The 17086-nt window shown below is 45.7% G+C and carries 17 protein-coding genes and 1 pseudogene; 12 read left to right on the top strand and 6 right to left on the bottom strand.

The window, feature by feature from the left end:
• Positions 1-356: 356 nt before the first annotated feature.
• Positions 357-1439: an AmmeMemoRadiSam system radical SAM enzyme gene (gene amrS, locus AC6I8Y_RS19355; RefSeq protein WP_498022717.1), complete on the bottom strand. Its 1083-nt coding sequence runs from the start codon at positions 1437-1439 to the stop codon at positions 357-359.
• Between the two features lie 69 nt (positions 1440-1508).
• On the opposite strand from amrS, the gene amrB reads away from it, so the two are divergent.
• From amrB to AC6I8Y_RS19385, 6 genes are all read left to right on the top strand, one after another.
• Positions 1509-2303, top strand: a complete 795-nt coding sequence (amrB, locus tag AC6I8Y_RS19360) for an AmmeMemoRadiSam system protein B (protein WP_498022718.1) — start codon at positions 1509-1511, stop codon at positions 2301-2303.
• On the top strand, positions 2278-2877 hold the full coding sequence (gene amrA, locus AC6I8Y_RS19365; RefSeq protein WP_498022719.1) for an AmmeMemoRadiSam system protein A: 600 nt from the start codon (positions 2278-2280) through the stop codon (positions 2875-2877). The genes amrB and amrA overlap by 26 nt, the downstream gene beginning before the upstream one ends.
• A gap of 152 nt (positions 2878-3029) precedes the next feature.
• Positions 3030-3569, top strand: a complete 540-nt coding sequence (gene idi / locus AC6I8Y_RS19370) for an isopentenyl-diphosphate Delta-isomerase (RefSeq protein WP_498022720.1) — start codon at positions 3030-3032, stop codon at positions 3567-3569.
• Positions 3570-3955: 386 nt separating this feature from the next.
• Complete coding sequence (gene glgC, locus AC6I8Y_RS19375; RefSeq protein ID WP_498022721.1) at positions 3956-5173, top strand: glucose-1-phosphate adenylyltransferase; 1218 nt, start codon at positions 3956-3958, stop codon at positions 5171-5173.
• 196 nt (positions 5174-5369) lie between these two features.
• Positions 5370-5984: a YMGG-like glycine zipper-containing protein gene (locus AC6I8Y_RS19380; protein ID WP_498022722.1), complete on the top strand. Its 615-nt coding sequence runs from the start codon at positions 5370-5372 to the stop codon at positions 5982-5984.
• Between the two features lie 124 nt (positions 5985-6108).
• Positions 6109-7251 (top strand): iron-containing alcohol dehydrogenase, encoded by a 1143-nt coding sequence (locus tag AC6I8Y_RS19385; RefSeq protein ID WP_498022723.1) that lies wholly within the window; start codon positions 6109-6111, stop codon positions 7249-7251.
• 90 nt (positions 7252-7341) lie between these two features.
• On the opposite strand, the gene AC6I8Y_RS19390 is transcribed toward AC6I8Y_RS19385, so the two are convergent.
• From AC6I8Y_RS19390 to AC6I8Y_RS19410, 5 genes and pseudogenes are all read right to left on the bottom strand, one after another.
• Positions 7342-8184, bottom strand: a complete 843-nt coding sequence (locus tag AC6I8Y_RS19390) for a sugar phosphate isomerase/epimerase family protein (RefSeq protein ID WP_498022724.1) — start codon at positions 8182-8184, stop codon at positions 7342-7344.
• Positions 8177-8964, bottom strand: a pseudogene (locus AC6I8Y_RS19395) (triose-phosphate isomerase). The gene AC6I8Y_RS19390 and the pseudogene AC6I8Y_RS19395 overlap by 8 nt, the downstream one beginning before the upstream one ends.
• Positions 8961-9596, bottom strand: a complete 636-nt coding sequence (gene dhaL, locus AC6I8Y_RS19400; RefSeq protein ID WP_498022725.1) for a dihydroxyacetone kinase subunit DhaL — start codon at positions 9594-9596, stop codon at positions 8961-8963. Before dhaL ends, AC6I8Y_RS19395 begins: the two are co-directional and overlap by 4 nt.
• Complete coding sequence (locus AC6I8Y_RS19405; protein WP_498022726.1) at positions 9593-10600, bottom strand: dihydroxyacetone kinase subunit DhaK; 1008 nt, start codon at positions 10598-10600, stop codon at positions 9593-9595. Before AC6I8Y_RS19405 ends, dhaL begins: the two co-directional genes overlap by 4 nt.
• 14 nt (positions 10601-10614) lie before the next feature.
• Positions 10615-11073: an RpiB/LacA/LacB family sugar-phosphate isomerase gene (locus AC6I8Y_RS19410; RefSeq protein WP_234496565.1), complete on the bottom strand. Its 459-nt coding sequence runs from the start codon at positions 11071-11073 to the stop codon at positions 10615-10617.
• Positions 11074-11490: 417 nt separating this feature from the next.
• Between AC6I8Y_RS19410 and AC6I8Y_RS19415 the strand changes: the two genes are divergently transcribed.
• The 6 genes from AC6I8Y_RS19415 (at position 11491) to AC6I8Y_RS19440 (ending at position 17085) form a co-directional block, all read left to right on the top strand.
• Positions 11491-12144, top strand: a complete 654-nt coding sequence (locus AC6I8Y_RS19415; protein WP_234496564.1) for a GntR family transcriptional regulator — start codon at positions 11491-11493, stop codon at positions 12142-12144.
• 68 nt (positions 12145-12212) lie between these two features.
• Complete coding sequence (locus AC6I8Y_RS19420) at positions 12213-13037, top strand: transketolase (RefSeq protein WP_498022727.1); 825 nt, start codon at positions 12213-12215, stop codon at positions 13035-13037.
• Between the two features lie 19 nt (positions 13038-13056).
• A complete protein-coding gene (locus tag AC6I8Y_RS19425; RefSeq protein ID WP_498022728.1) occupies positions 13057-14022 on the top strand; it encodes a transketolase family protein in 966 nt (321 codons plus the stop codon).
• 84 nt (positions 14023-14106) lie between these two features.
• Positions 14107-15075, top strand: coding sequence for a sugar phosphate isomerase/epimerase family protein (locus AC6I8Y_RS19430; RefSeq protein ID WP_394151251.1), 969 nt, complete (start codon positions 14107-14109; stop codon positions 15073-15075).
• Positions 15076-15145: 70 nt separating this feature from the next.
• Complete coding sequence (locus tag AC6I8Y_RS19435; RefSeq protein WP_498022729.1) at positions 15146-16159, top strand: Bug family tripartite tricarboxylate transporter substrate binding protein; 1014 nt, start codon at positions 15146-15148, stop codon at positions 16157-16159.
• Between the two features lie 74 nt (positions 16160-16233).
• Complete coding sequence (locus tag AC6I8Y_RS19440; protein ID WP_498022730.1) at positions 16234-17085, top strand: hypothetical protein; 852 nt, start codon at positions 16234-16236, stop codon at positions 17083-17085.
• Position 17086 lies beyond the last annotated feature (1 nt).

A 17086-nucleotide genomic window follows, 5' to 3' on the forward strand; every position in this document is an offset into this window, starting at 1 on the left:
TAGAAAGCCCCGTCAGAAGTCGTGCTCTGACGGGGCTTTTTGAATTTCATTTTTTGTTTGGTGTTTAGTTAAAGAACACGCTCCACTTGACCCGTTGCCAGTTCAAATCCTTCTTCTTCCTCAACCCAGCACTCAACCAGCTCACCCCTCTAACTCAAGCTTGTCACAGTCTTCAAGTACACCAAAACGTCCGTTGGTTAGCATTACGACTACGTCCATGTTTATCTCCTGGTTTGGTTCGTCCCTTTGATTTCTAAGTTAGTCAGTTCTATAGTCAGTTTCAACACTTTGCGACTAAAGTATTACTACGAATATCATCCTTGAGACTGATCAGTTCAACATCACAAAAATTCATCTTATTGAGCAACTTGGATGGGTATACGCCGACGCCCAAACGGCTTATCAATGTGGGCGAATCGTCCTGCCAATTGATAACCGCAATGTAGACATTTACCCGCGCTCGACAATGAACACGAACCCAGTTCATACCAATTTCGGCTTAACACGTTTTGTCCGCAATTCGGACAGTACGTACTGCTACATTGCTCATTATGGACATTACCAACATAGACATAATGAAGGCCGTTTCTTTTCGCTATGTGCCGCGCGTTCACCAATGTGTTTGCGGGTGTTCGAACCGTATCCATCATCTTAAAATCTGGATGGAAGGCGCTAAAGTGAAGTGGGACATCTGGCCCCAGATGCTCAAAGATCCATTGAGTCATCGCTTCTAATTCTGCTTCGCTATCGTTCTCCCCAGGAATGAGCAGCGTTGTGATTTCAAACCAAACGTCAGTTTCACGCTTCAAGTACATTAATGTTTCGAGCACTGGTGCCAATTCACCACCGCAGATCTTTTTATAAAAACGTTCGCTGAAGGCTTTTAGGTCAATATTAGCGCCATCAATTACCGAGAAAAACTGCTCTCTCGGTTTCTCATTCATGTACCCCGCCGAAACGGCAACTGTATGTATGTTGACTTCACGGCAGGCTAGCGCGGTATCGACCGCGTATTCCATGAAAATGACAGGGTCGTTGTAAGTAAATGCAATGCTATCGCAGTGATTTGAGAGCGCAGATTGGGCGATTTGTTCAGGGCTTGCTTGCTGCCCTAGTGTATCTATCTGCCGTGACTTACTAATGCTCCAATTTTGGCAAAACTTACAACCCAAGTTACATCCAGCAGTGCCGAACGACAAAACCGAACTCCCTGGATAGAAATGATTCAGTGGTTTTTTCTCTATAGGATCGATGCAAAACCCACTAGAACGACCGTATGTGGTCAGTACAATCTCCCCGTGTTCTGCTTTTCGAACAAAACACGCGCCAAGCTTTCCCTCTCGTAGCGTGCATAAACGGGGACACACCGTACACTGTACTCTGCCGTCATCCAGCTTCTGCCAGTATTTGGTTGGATAATAGGGTTTAAGTTGGCTCATCTCACACCTTAAAAGTGGATAGATTCTATACTTGCTAAGTATAGACAGCATGAAACTTCTGGAGGCGACATGGATGTGCGACCGACTGCCGTCGCTGGGCGATTTTATTACGGTGATCCTAATAAGTTACAGACACATATTTCTCAGTTGATGGCTTCTGTCTCCTCAGAGGGAAAACATCACTCCGAAGAAGCGATAAGCGGATTGATTGTTCCTCACGCTGGTTATGTCTTTTCTGGGCACACTGCAGCCTTTGGTTATCAACTACTCAAAGAGCAAAATGAACAATTTTCGCGCGTTGTCATTATTGGCCCTAGCCACAGAGTCGCTTTTTCAGGTTGCGCGATTCCAAGTGTGAAGTACTTCGATACCCCTTTAGGAAAAGTGCCTTTAGATACACAAGCTCTCGATAATCTATCTCAAAGCGACATCTGCATTGTTAACGATCTTGCTCATAAAAATGAACACTGCTTAGAAGTGCAACTGCCCTTTTTGCTCAAATGTTTGAAGCGCTTTAGCGTCGTTCCGATTCTCACCGGCAATGTCGATATGGTGAGCGTAGCGAAGCTTGTGGAGCCTCTCTGGGACACCAATACTCTACTTCTTGTTAGCTCTGATCTGAGTCATTTTCACAGCTACGACGACTGCGTTGTTCTAGATAATAATAGCTGCTCAAAAATTGAAAGCGGGCTCCCCCTGACAGGTCACGAGGCATGTGGGCACACAAGTATCAATGCTGCCAATCTAATTATTAATAAACGAAACCGTCGATTGACTCGGTTGTCTCTCACCAACTCGGGAGACAGCCCTCACGGCGATAAACAAAGGGTGGTAGGCTATGTCAGCTACGCAATATCAAGATAAAACGCTAACCAATACAGAACTATCTCGATTACTTGATATGGTAGAAATAACCGTAGGCTGTTATCTCTCAGAAGAGCCTTTACCAAAAGTCAGACTTGAGGATCATCCAGAAGCTATCAGAGAAAAAGGTGCTTGCTTTGTCACCTTGCACGTCGATGATCAACTCCAAGGGTGCATCGGGACGACAGTCCCGCAAGTGCCTCTCGTTCTCGAAGTCATGCGAAAAGCGTGGGCAAGCTGCTGCCAAGACAAACGATTTTTACCCCTGCAGAAGTCTCAAGTAGATGGGCTAGAAATTGAAGTCTCAGTACTGACTGAACCTCAAACACTCGATGTAGCCTCAGAATCTGCTTTAATCGACTACCTCAAAAACAACAAATGTGGATTGACGCTTTCTGATGGCAAAAAAGGCGCTCTATTTCTCCCACAGGTATGGGAGCAACTCCCAAGCCCCATCCATTTCCTACAACACTTAAAGCAAAAAGCGGGCTGGCATCCTACGTATTGGCCAGAGGATATTTCGGTGAAAGTCTTTGATGTTCAAAAATTAAGCCGAAAGTATCGGAGAATGTAGACGATCTTACTTATTTTCTAGTCGGGGTTTTATTAAACGTGCGAAAAAAAACTTTGGTGGTATGATTCGCGCTCACAACAGGAGTTGAGTGAACCCCTAACATTGGTAAAGCGTACATGGGATGTCGCAAATACCAAAATATGAGAGTACCTATGCTTGAAGATCTCGTTGTTGTTGTAGATAAATTCGGAAACCCTATTGGAACAGAGGATAAACTCGACGCACATAGAATGGGCTTTCGACATCTCGCCTTTTCGGTCATGATTTATCGTTATAACGATGGTCAACTCGAGTTCCTGATGCAAAAGCGCGCAGCAAATAAGTACCATAGTGGTGGACTATGGAGCAACACATGCTGCTCTCACCCGCGCCCAGATGAAAAGATCCTTGCAGCCTCAACACGTCGTCTAGATGAAGAGTTGGGTATTCGCGACTCACTTGTGCTGGAAGACATCGGCACAATCAGCTACCGCACCAAATTTGATAACGGCTTAACGGAAAACGAGCTAGACCACGTCGTTATTGCAGAGAGCAACACCGTTGAACTAGACGTCAACGACAAAGAAGCTGAAGCATGTGAATGGCAATCTAAAGAAGTGATAGCTGAACACCTAGCGGAAACACCGCAAGCGTACACCGCATGGTTTAAGCTCGTTTTTGATAAAGTTAACCAACACCTCGCAGAGAAATAACTCTCGCGGTTAAAATCTCATTCGATTAAGTTTATCCTCGCTCCTATTGACTTCCTATCACTAGGTGCGAGGCTCCAAACTATACTGCATTTACAATGTAAAACGCCTTTATACATGGCCTAAAGAGAAGCTTTTGATTACTTTCTGGCCACGCGTGTAACTTTGTGTTTCTAAGTGATGTTTCGTCAACATTGCACCAACATGAATCATAAGCAGTGACTGAGCACAATAAACGTGCGCATGCTCAAACTCCATCACCATTTTGGTGCAATCGTGTTTATTCCTCCTACCCTCTCCTTTGATATTCAATATGTTAGCGTCTGGCGTGTTTCTTGAAAGGAAATTACCTAGACTATTCAAATTGCACAATTTCAGGGAGAAATAAGATGCAAGACGTTCTTACTATTGTCCTAGCTGGAGGCATGGGCTCTCGGTTAAGCCCCCTAACCGATGACAGAGCTAAGCCAGCGGTCCCATTCGGTGGAAAATACCGGATTATTGATTTCACGCTTACCAACTGTTTGCACTCAGGGCTGAGACAAATTCTGGTACTGACTCAATATAAATCGCACTCGCTTCATAAGCATATCCGTGATGGCTGGTCGATCTTTAATCCCGAGCTCAAAGAATTTATCACTGTGGTCCCCCCACAGATGAGAAAAGGCGGCGCTTGGTACGAAGGAACGGCAGATGCGATTTATCACAACATGTGGCTACTCTCCCGTAGCGATGCAAAACATGTCGTTGTGCTGTCTGGCGATCACATCTATCGCATGGACTACGAAGCTATGGTTCAAGAACACAAAGAGTCTGGCGCTAAACTCACCGTTGCGTGCATGGATGTTCCCCGTGAAGAAGCCACTGCTTTTGGTGTCATGGAGATCAATGACAAAAACCAAGTTGTTGATTTCAATGAAAAACCAGAAGACCCTGCCTGTATGCCTACGGATCCAAGTCGCTCTCTCGTGTCAATGGGTATCTATGTTTTCGAAATGGAAGCACTCCAACAAGCGTTAGAGCAAGATGCAGAACTTGATACCTCGAGTCATGACTTTGGTAAAGACATAATTCCTAAGCTTATTGATAGCCAAGGTGTTTACGCTTACAACTTTGGTGACGAAAAAGGCCGAGTTGCGCGCGATTGTTACTGGCGAGATGTAGGGACTATCGATTCCTTCTATGAAGCCAACATGGATTTGTTGGAACCTGTTCCACCCATGAACCTGTATCAGGAAAACTGGGGGATTCGAACCTATGAGCCTCAACTTCCACCAGCGAGAACCGTGCCTTCCGCGACTGGTAATGAGGGGATCTTTATTAACTCGATCATTGCCAACGGTGTCGTGAACTCGGGCGGTTCAGTGCACCACTCTATTCTCTCGTCTAACGTACGTATCAATGATGGTGCAACTATTGCGGATAGCATTATTTTTGGCGATGTAACGGTCGGCGAGAACTGCCAACTGGCGAACTGTATCATCGACAAACACGTTGTTATTCCAGATGGCACTATCATTGGTTTGAACCCAACTGAGGATGCGGCTCGATTCCATATCTCAGAAAAAGGTATTGTAGTGATACCTGAAGGATATGTGTTCGACTAGCTGACTCTCTTCTCCCCCGAAAGATATAGTTGCTCCTTGAATAAAACAATAGCCGCTCCCTAGAGAGCGGCTACTTCGTTGTAGGTCTAACGCTAATTTGTTGCACCGTGACCCAGATTTCTCACATTACTCGCATACTTTCAAAAATATGGTCCTATAATTCTTGTATTACAGTCAGTTACATAGGAAGTAAACTATGAAGTTAAAGTCGTTTTTGGTTACTGCAATTGCTGCGAGCCTTTTGGTTGGGTGCGGAGCTAACACCACGCAAGGCGCCGCTGAAGGGGCCGCGGTTGGTGCAGTATCGGCGGGCATGCTTGGTGCACTAACCGACCTTATTGTCGATGGTGAGGTTGATACTTATCGTCTTAGCCGAAATGTCACCGCAGGTGCACTAGCAGGTGGTACAGCGGGCGCTATCGATGGCTATTCAAAAGACCAACAAGTAGAGGCTCAACAAGCGGCTCAGTCGGCACCGCCAGCGCCCTCCAAGCCAGCTTTAGAATTCGGACCAGATGTTGAAACGTCTATTGGTGCGCTTGTCGCTTGCCAGCATGATGATGCGTATCGAGCAGCGCTAAAGGCAGAGCAAGCGTCTCAGCAATCTTATAAAGAAGCGGGCGTCGCAATGCAAGCTCTCATCGACTATGACCGAGGAAACACCCAAGGGGTCGATCGCGCCGTGGATAAATACGTGAAATTGAGCTCCACCATGAACGATGCCAACCAGGCAAAAACTCAACTCGAAGCTCTGCACAAAGAACTGCAGCAAGAGCGTGAAATCGCCGGTTCAGCACCAACCTGCGGATAATCCTTCCAATTATGGGTCAGGTTTACCTTGAAGCCTGATCCATTCGCCCCAAGTATAAGTAAGAGCAATCGAACCGATTTCGATCCATTCGCATAATCGATAATACGATACATGAGGCAATGTCATGAAATTCAGCTATGTAAACCCTACTGTTATTCATTTTGGTCAAGGTCAAATTGAGCAAATTAGTCATAGCATCCCCAAAGATTCAAAAGTACTAGTCATCTATGGTGGTGGCTCCATTAAGAAGAATGGCGTGTACGACCAAGTTGTAACTGCGCTCAAAGATCATCAATGGTTAGAGTTTTCAGGAGTAGAAGCAAACCCAACCAAAGAAACCCTCGATAAAGCCATCGAGATAGTTAAAGCCGAGAACATCAATTATCTACTCGCCGTCGGTGGTGGTAGCGTCATTGACGGAACCAAATACGTCGCCGCCGCCTCTCTACACAACGGAGACAGCTGGGATCTCATCACTGGTGAGTACAAGCCAGAGGCTGCCCTTCCATTGGGTGTGGTTCTCACGCTCCCAGCAACGGGCTCAGAATCAAATATGGGGGCGGTCGTCACTAAGAAAGCGACGCAAGAAAAGCTCGGCTTTTTGTCACCAACCGTTCGTCCAGCTTTCGCTATACTTGACCCAGATGCAATGAAAACCCTCCCTGAGCGCCAGCTGATCAATGGTCTCGTCGACGCATGGGTTCACGTTTGCGAACAGTACATTACGTCTCCAACAGGACATATGGTTCAAGAAGGTTACGCCGAAGTATTGTTGAGAAATCTTCTCGATCTCGGCAAAGCATTCGAACAAAGAGACGATGCATGGCGTGCGAATTTGATGTGGACAGCTAACCAAGCGCTAAATGGACTCATCGGCACAGGTATGCCTCAAGACTGGGCGACTCACATGATTGGTCACCAGTTAACGGCACTGTGGGATGTCGACCACGCACGCTCGCTTGCTATCATTCAGCCTTCGCTACTCAGAAGCCAAATGGAGTTTAAGAAAGGCAAGATTGAACAGATGGGTCGCAATGTGTTTGGACTAACAGATAGCGACGATCTTGCAGAGCGCACGATTCAAGCGATTGAGGCTTTCTACGCGAGTTTGAATGTCGATACCCAGCTTTCAGAGGTGCAAGGTGACAAATCTGAAGCCGTAGACGCAGTTATCAAGAAACTCGAGGACTATGGCTACCTCAAACTTGGCGAAAACCAAGCAATTAGTATTGACGTATCACGTCGTATCCTCGAACAGGCCCTATAAGAGTCATTCTACGATTTAGATAAACGAAATACCTTAAGTGCGGAAACCAAAACGGCTTCCGCACCTATTCGTACTAAATTCGACTTCGTACTAAATTCGAGCGCGAACAAACTCAATGGAAGAGCGCAACTTCATCTCAATATCTTGAATCGATAGCACTGAGTCCCTTGGCTTCAGCCTCGTTGAACCATCCACTAACCGCTCTAACGAGTATGGTGATTCAATACTGAAAAAAGGCATGCTTTCCTGTTGATAGGCGACGTCAAAAAGCGCGTCATAGCGACCAGCACCATCACCAACTTCACAACATTGCCAAGCATCACCAGACTGAATTAAATCCTTAATATGGATGTGTTCCGCTACTTCAAGACTAGCAATGGAATGTTCCAGCACATCAAGCTCTGGACGATGAGACAAAAAATTACCTGGATCGAAATTTATTCCAACAACCGAGCTGTCTACTTGCTCAATAAACGCATCAAAATCATCGGCATCATTGAGTAAATAAGAGCGTGTATCCCCAACATTTTCTATCAGTATTTTAATACCGGATAACTTAGCAAGATCGAATGCTGCTCTAGCCTCGTTATAGAACTGAAGCCACGTTGTATCTCTTGGCGCATATAAGACTAACCTTGGACAAGCGAGCGTACAGCAGAGCTGGACACGCCTTAACAACCGCTCTTTGCAGTTGCCTAAGTTCATCTCACAGTGAGCAGCAAAAGAGGTACACTGCATACCTTTTTGATCAAGGCTGCTTTTTACCCACTCGGCCAATTCAATAGTGATATCAGACTCTACCAGATCGTGTACCGCGCCTTTAATCAGAGCCAGCTCAATGTTTTTTATCCCAATGCGATGTAGTGACTCTATCGCTTGGTCAAGCGTATACCCCGAGTAAGCAACGGTACTGACTGAGAAGTTATCAAGCATAAGCCTGCTCCTCGATGACCTCCGTCACCAGCTGGATTAACCTCGCAAACCCCTCGGGTTGCCAAGCCGTTCGACCAACAAACAAACCATCGATATTCGGCTGTCTCAGCAGCATCTTGGCATTGTGGATGTTTACGCTCCCACCATAAAGAAGTGGAACAGATTGCGCAATCTTGGAGCCATAAAGTGTAGTTAGCCCAGACCTTATCGCAGCAAGACCAGTTTCTGCTTCTTCTGTCGATGCAGGCGTACCATTCTCGCCAATTGCCCACACTGGTTCATAGGCGATGAGTACGTTGGTCACTTGTTGAGGGAAACTCCGTGAAGTGCAATCTTTACCTGTCGCACGATAGACTCCGCTGATACTCCCCAACGCTTTTCGTCTGCAGTGTCTCCAACACAAATTAATGGTCTGAGGCCCGTTTTTAGTGACAGGATCACTTTTTTGTTAACTGTTGCGTCTGTCTCACCGAACCACTCTCGGCGCTCTGAATGTCCGATCTCAACGAGGGATGCGCCTAGATCTTTCGCCATATCTACAGACACTTCCCCTGTATATGGTCCACTGCTCGCCCAGCCCACATTCTGAACACCCGCTAAGCATCGGGTCTCACTAAGTGCCGTTTCAACTTGTTTGACATAAGGAAACGGAGGTATGAGAAAAGTCTGTAGGTCCGCGCTAAGATTTGAAAGATGCGGTTTTATCAGCTGACAGTATCTGCCCACCTCATCGTGAGTTTTATTCATTTTCCAGCTAGAGCCCAACCAGACCTTTTTCATGCGAGCTCTCCTTCTAATATTGACGCTTCCATAAATTCCAAGATCAGTGACATTGAAATTGCACCAGGATCTGGGTATCCCAGTGAGCGTTCGCCTAATGTTTTGGCTTTGCCTGTCGTCGCAATCATAGACTTGGTTGCTTCAACGCCCTGCTTAGATGCCTCTACAATGAGTGGCATTGATTCGTTCAACGGCAAATGCGACAACTCATTGGCTTTTCGAGCCGCAGGAGCAAGAGCATCGATCATTGTTTTCGCACCTTCATCCGCGCCGCCTCGCTTACGAATGCCTTCTAGGCCAGCTGCCAAAAACTCCGCAACGACAGGGGTCGTCAGTTTAGGTTCACCAGCCACAGCCTTTCCGCCATTTCGGAACAAGGTACCGAAGATCGCACCTGATGCTCCGCCCATAGTGGTCAAGAGTTTAATGCCAACTTTGGTCAGAACATCACCCACATTATTAGCTTCAAATCCTTGATCAATCATGTCATAGACGTTTTGAAAGCCGCGTTCTATACCTAGGCCATGATCACCATCGCCAATTGCTTGATCCACCTTAGTCAGCAGTGGCTCACTCTTGACCATATTTAAGGACATAGTTTTCAACATCTGTTTCGTTTCTTGACTGTTCATAGTGACTTCCTCAATGCAAATGACTGACAAGGAGCCTGATAAAGCGACTTCAACTGCTCATCAAGCTTGAGTAACGAGATAGACCAACCCGACATCTCTAACGAGGTGCAGTAACCACCTATCAGGTTATCCACCACGGATACGTTTTTCTCATTCAAATAATGATGAACCGCTCGGTTGGCGATAAGCAGTTCCATCTGAGTCGATGCGCCGAGGTTGTTAATGAGTAACGCTACCTCGTCGCCCTCTTTAAGTTCAGCCTCATGCTCTAGTTTTGTCATCACTTCAAAGACCACATCATCAGCACTTGAGAGCTTGGATTTGCCAACACCTGGTTCGCCATGCAGGCCCATTCCTATCTCGATTTCATCGTCTGGGATCTGAAAATTGAAACCCTCGTTTCTAGGTATTGCGCAAGGACCGAGCGCGACGCCAATCGAACTCGTCGATCGAAGCGCATACTCTCCCACCTCGACGACTTGCTCAAAACTGTCTCCACGAGCGGCAGCAGCACCGGCAACTTTGAGAACGAACAAGGCACCTGCAATGCCTCGGCGCTCTTTACTGTTGTCAATCGGAGCGGAAATAACATCGTCGTTGACGCGAATCGTGTGAGTTCGAACCCCTTCGTCCTCTAGTAACTCTGCGGCAATATCGAAATTCATGTTGTCACCAGCGTAGTTGCCGTAGATAAACACCACGCCATTCTCTGGATTCAGTGCTAGTGCCGTTTCGAAGATCGCGTCAGGGGTCGGAGCAGCAAACACGTCACCAATAGCGACCGCATCCGCTAACCCTTCGCCCACATAGCCGCCATACATCGGCTCGTGACCGGCACCTCCCCCAGTGAACACGGCTACTTTGCCGTTCAGAGGTGCTTTGCGAATGGCACAGGTGTGATTTGAGATAGGCTCAAGATCACTACTCATTGCAGCCATAAACCCTTCAAATTGCTCACGGGCAACCGCGTTTCTGTCATTAATCAGTTTCTTTGGTTTTCTCATTATCTATCCCTCAATCACGATTGAGCGTGAAGCTCTGCCTCTATCTCGCAAATCCTTTGTACTTTGGGCTTGGAGGACTCATCAATCTCATCAGCATTAAGCCAAGCCTCGAGAATGGTCTTAGCAAGCTCCACCCCAATGACTCGCTCACCCATAGTAATGATCTGAGCACCATTACTCTTGCGAGCGCGTACTGCTGAGAAAACATCGTGACACAGTGCGGCTCTTATGCCCGGCACTTTATTCGCGACAATCGATACCCCAATACCCGTACCACAAACGATAATTCCGCGCTCATGGGTATTATCGGCTACCTTTTTCGCAACACGTTCGGCAATATCTGCATATAAATTAGAAACATCCTTTGGTGCTTCGCTATAGTCTGTATATTCATAACCTAGCTTTTGTAAATGTTCACAAAGTACATATTTAAGGTTAACCGCCGCATCATCGCAGCCAATTGCAATACTCATATTACCTCCTAACTAATGGAGTAGATTTAACAACACCTATTATTAAAGTACTTTATTTTAGATAGGTCATATTTGAATTGCGTCACAAAGAATTTATTAATTTATTTCTTATTTATCTTGTGCATTAGCAATTAAAATTAGTCAGCTATTATATTTCAGTTAGACATTAACATATTAATCAAACACAATAACAATCCATAAGAATATTTTAATATTCTTTTTTTGTACATTAACTCACGAGGAAAATAAGTTATATTTTGTCTGTTAGCGTGATTCAGATCGCGTTTGAAATTAGCTGCTTATTTTATACTCAATAGCAATTAACGGATGTTTTAATAAATTTTTTAATGAATGCAGTATAAAATTAATTGATTTTGCTCAGTTTTTGAGTGTCACATGGAGGCAGTGGTAAGCACTATGAAACTATCAGAACAAGCATACAACAAGCTTAAGTGCATGATTCTTGAGAATAAATTTAGAATCAACCAACAACTACTAGTCGATGAGGCGGTTGAGATTTGTGGCTTTAGCAGAACTCCTGTACGAGAAGCTCTGCTAAGACTACAGCAAGATGGACTCATAAAACTCCACCCAAGACACGGTCTTAAAATATGCGCCTTGTCAAGACGCGATGTAGAAGAGCTGTACGAGCTCATTGCACATCTTGAGGTGATGGCACTCGATATCTGTATATCAAAAGGACTCACACAGGAGCAACTAGATATACTTCGTGACTATACAGCCAAAATGGAACAGGCATTAGATAATAATGACATTCAGCAGTGGGCGATCCACGACTTTGCCTTCCACGACCAAATATTTCAATATACTGAAAACTCTAGACTTATAGAAACCGCTAGAAAATATAACGAACAAAATAAGCGTTGCAAAGACATTGTTATTAAACTTAGACCATTACCATGGGACTCGATTATTGAGCACAACAAATTAATCGACAACTTAGAGTCTGGCAACATTAATGAAGCAAGAGAAATGCACTTGGTTCACTGGGAGCAAGTTTCTAAACAATTCATTGAATTTTTAGACAATTACCACTTCCTAGATAAGTGATAATAGACAAGTAGCATTTAGCTTAAAAATAAATTTTTGATTTACATCCTATTTAAGGAGGAACACTTATGTCCGAAATAAGTGTAGAAGAGCTATATCAATTATCGAACGACATCCGAATTGATATTCTCGAAATGGTCTATCACGCGCAATCGGGTCACATTGGTGGTTCGTTCTCTGCTGCTGAAATCGTTACAACACTCTACTTTAGCGAGATGAACAACCTCGATCCTAGCAATCCTAAACAGAGTAACCGCGACCGCTTCGTGCTCTCTAAAGGTCATGCATGTCCTGTCTGGTATGCCTGTTTATCTCGCCTTGGTTACTTTGAAAAATCACACCTCAAGACGCTAAGGCAGATTAACAGCATCTTGCAAGGTCACCCTGATATGAAGAGCACACCAGGAATCGACACTACGACAGGTTCATTGGGTCACGGCTGCGCTGCAGCGACGGGCATGGCTTTGGAAGGTCAGCTCGCTAACGATGGCCGCCGCGTTTATTCCCTACTTGGCGATGGTGAATTGAATGAAGGCGTCGTATGGGAGACGGCGATGGCCGCAGCCAAATACAAACTCGACAATCTCGTATTCTTCATCGACAAGAACAACCTACAGATGGATGGCACCAGTGACCAAATCATGCCACTGCTAAGCATAGAAGATAAGTTTGCTTCGTTTGGGTGGAATGTTGTGACGATCGATGGCCATAACATTGAACAGATTTTAGACGCATTACAAGCGGCTCGTGAATTCAAAGGCAAACCTACCTGCATTGTCGCCAATACGGTTAAAGGTAAAGGTGTCAGCTTTATGGAAGATGTTCGCAACTGGCATGGTAAAGCACCAAGTGATGACGAGTTCCATGCTGCTCGATCTGAGTTAGTCGCTTAATCAAACAAAGGGTATTCACATGCTTACAGTTACTAGATCCAAAAAACCAACCCGCCTTGCGTTTGCCGAGCGAATGGTTGAGTACGGCAAAATTAACACTGACTTTGCAGTCTTCGAAGCTGACATTGGTTACTCCACCAACTCATACCTTTTCAACGACAAATACCCTGAGCGCTATTTTCAGATGGGTATCGCCGAGTTTGGCATGATGGCCTCAGCATCTGGTATGGCGGCGAATGGCAGACCCGTTGTGGTCGCGGGTTATGGCGTGTTTTTAACCATGCGAGCTTTGGAGAGCGTACGTAGCTTCATCTGCTATCCAAACCTTAACGTAAAGCTCATGTCTTCGCATGGTGGCACTACCGCTGCTATCGATGGTGTGACTCACCAAGCGTCCGAAGACATGGCTTTGATGTCAACGCTTCCTAACATGCATATCTTCGCCCCATGCGACACCGCATCTAGCCGAGCCTTGTTCGATGTCACGATGGAAACACAGGGCCCTGTCTATTGCCGACTAATGCGTGACGCCTATTACGAGCTCTACAACGAGTCAGCTGAGTTCAAGTGTGGTGGTAGCAATACCTTACTAAAGGGCTCTGACATCACCATCATTTCCTATGGCGACATTCTATTTCAAGCCCTTGAGGCGGCGAATGAGCTCAAAGCGGCTGGTGTCAGTGTCGAGCTTATCGATGCATACAGCGTCAAACCTCTGGACTGGAAGTCGATTAGCGCATCTATCAAAAAAACAGGTCGCGTCATCATCGCTGAAGGTCACCAGAAGCGTAATGGCATGGCCTACGACATCGCCACACGTATGGCAAAAGAGCAGATTCACGCTCAGTTCGACCACTTAGGACTGGATGACACGTTCGCAGAATCGGGCGCCTACCCACTACTCCTCGATAAGTATGGATTGTCATCCAAACACATTATCGACTGTGCCAGTGCCATGTTGGTGTCGATAGAAACCTCGGTTTAGTCGAGCCCAATGTTTAGTCGAAAACAAGGTTCAATCGAAAACAACGTTTAACAATGAAGTTTAGGCGAATGCCTAGGGAGATTTATGTTTAAACACGCAGTAATTACTCCGTTTCTCGGTCAGCAACGGGATCGTTTTTCTGAGTATAACGAACCAAAAACTCTGGAGCAGAAACTACAAACGCTTCGCACCATTGATGGTATGTCTGGGGCTGAGTTGGTCTACCCCTATGAAGTGAACTACGACAACCTCACCGAGCTCAAGCTTTTGCTCGCTAAGTATGACGTCAAAGTTGCCTGTATCAACGTCAACGTCAAGGTGGAGAAAGAGTTTATATCTGGCGGCCTAACCTCCCCCGATAAGGCTGTACGAGACCGAGCAGTCAGCTTTATCAAAGAAGCAAAAGATTACGCCGAAGAAGTTGGAGCCGACAAAGTGCAGTGCTGTCCTCTAAGTGATGGTTACGAGTTCAGTTTCCAAGCGGACTATGTCGAAACGTGGCAGCGTCTGTGCGAAACCTTTGGCGAAGCTGGCGAGTACAAGCCGCACATCCCATTGTTCATTGAGTACAAACCGAACGAAGTCCGTGGTCGTTGTTATCTCGACAACGCAGCTAAGACTATCTGTCTTATCAAGGACATTGGCAATCCAAATATCGGCGTGACCCTTGATTATGGTCATTCCCTATATGGCGATAACAACCCTGCCGAAGAGCTCTCCCTGCTTAACTCGCTTGATATTAAGTATTACATCCACATCAACGATAACGATGGAAAGTGGGATTGGGATTACTTCTGCGGAAGTCGCAGTTTAATGCAATACATTGAATTTATTTACTATCTGAAGAAGTTTAACTACCAAGGTTGGCTTACATCAGATACCTCTCCAACGCGATGGGATATTGTAAAGATGTTCGAAGCAAACATTCGAATGACCAATCGCATCTCGGCACGCATCGACGCGATCGGTATGGAGAGTTTTGGCGAAAGTTTGAGAAAGAAAGAGTACATGGATATCTGGGCCGATTTAGAGAGCTATTTCATCAAGATCTAACCCCAGTCTAGTAACCCGCAGTGACAATCTGGCACAAGACCGGACACTGCACTTAAACAAGGTGAAACAAATGAAGACAAGAACTCTACTTACAAGTGTTTTAGCTGCTGCACTTGCCCTTAGCACCTCATTCGCAAACGCAGATGAACGCTACCCTACACGTAATATTACCGACGTTGTTACTTGGTCTGCTGGCGGTGGTACCGATGTCATTAACCGCGTCGCTACCGCGTCGATGGCTAAGTATCTCGGAACGAACATCAACGTAATAAACAAACCTGGTGGCGTGTCTGGCTCGGTTGGTCTCTTGGAAGGATATAACTCAGCCCCTGATGGTTATACGTTTGTCGGTCTATCTGAGTCAAACGTTGCTGCTGCCGTAATGGGCGGTTGGGATAATCGTATGGATGTCTTTGACTACTTTATCGTAGCAAGCTCGCCAGACGTTATCTCAGTATCTAAAAACTCTCCGTTCAATACCATTGAAGAGCTCGTTGCGCACGTCAAAGAAAACCCGGGCAAAGTCCGTGTTGGCGCAGGTTCAGCAGGCTCACTTCACCACATTAACTACCTAGCGTTTGAAAAAGGCATCGGTGGAGAGATGAACTTTATTCCGTTCCCTGGTTCTTCTCGCAGTCAAAATGCCGCGCTTAGTGGAGAAGTTGATGTGGTTATCACGTCAGTGGCTGAGCAAAACCAGCTCATCCAATCTGGCGATTTCAAAGCACTGGCTACGTTGACTGAAAATCCATTTACCGTTGGTGACATCACTATCCCATCAGGTTTACAAACCTACCCTGTTCTTCAAGAACACCTTCCTATCTCACAAGCTATCGGCTTCGCAATGAAGAAAGAAACACCTGTGGAAATTAAGAAAACCGTCGCCAAAGCATTTGCAAGTGCAATGCAGAGTCAAGAGATGAAAACCTACGCAAGTGAAAACCACTACGAACTCGTTGGTGAGTTCGGCAAAAAAGCGAATGAACGTATGGCTCGTCTTGAATCGCTATTTAGCTGGACGCTCTGGGATCTAGAGGCTGCGAAAATCAACCCCGAAGCACTGGGTATTCCTAAGCCTGAGTAATAGATGTATCGACCAGTCACTTAATGCGACTGGTCACTCTTTCTTAATTAACTAATTGCTGTTTGGGGGCAACTATGTCTTCTCAAAATAAACTATCTGAACACGATGACGTGGATAAAGAGACGTTAGAGCAACAACAAATGCACGGATGGGACTTTGCCTTCTCATTGGTGGTCATGGTGTTTGCCCTAGTGGTAGTTGCCAACTCTTTAACCATGCCATTCTCCGGTACAGTCGGCGGTGTGACGACTGAATGGTATGAATCACCTGGACTGCTGCCACTCTTTATTGGCTGCTCACTGTTTGCTGCAGGATTATCAGTATTCTTAAAAAGTAAGGCAGAGCAAGGCAAAGCTCTGTTCGCGAAACACTATAAAAACATCAATCCAACCGGTTTTCTTATCTCCGGTGGCGGCATCATTACTTACATCTACGTGCTGATCACTTGGTATGACTTCTTCCTTGCATCTGCCGCGTTTCTTATTTTCTACATTGGTCTTTATTACTTAGATACAGAAAGCATCACCAAAAAACTATTGAAAATCTACTCTGCGACCGTGGTTGTCTCGCTACTGTTGTTTGGTTCAGGCGCGTCTGAGTATGCCAATGCTATCTACCCATACACGACTGATATCGTGCTGGTTGTCAGTGCACTTGTCATGTCTGGCTATCTGTTCCACACGGCGAAACAGCATAGTGCTGAGATGACAGAAAAGGTCAGAAGACTGCTCATCATAAGTATCGTTTTCCCGGCAGTACTGTGTCCGATCTTTAGGTACTTCTTGTTAGTACCGCTTCCTAACGAAGGTCTGATCGTCGAGCAAGTATTCAACCAAACCTATTACACCTATTTAGCACCACCGAAACAGACAGAAGCAATGCAGCTTTCAGACGAAGACATGCAAGCTCTCGAAGACGCATTCTAAC

It is taken from the genome of Vibrio sp. KUL78 (assembly GCF_059725505.1).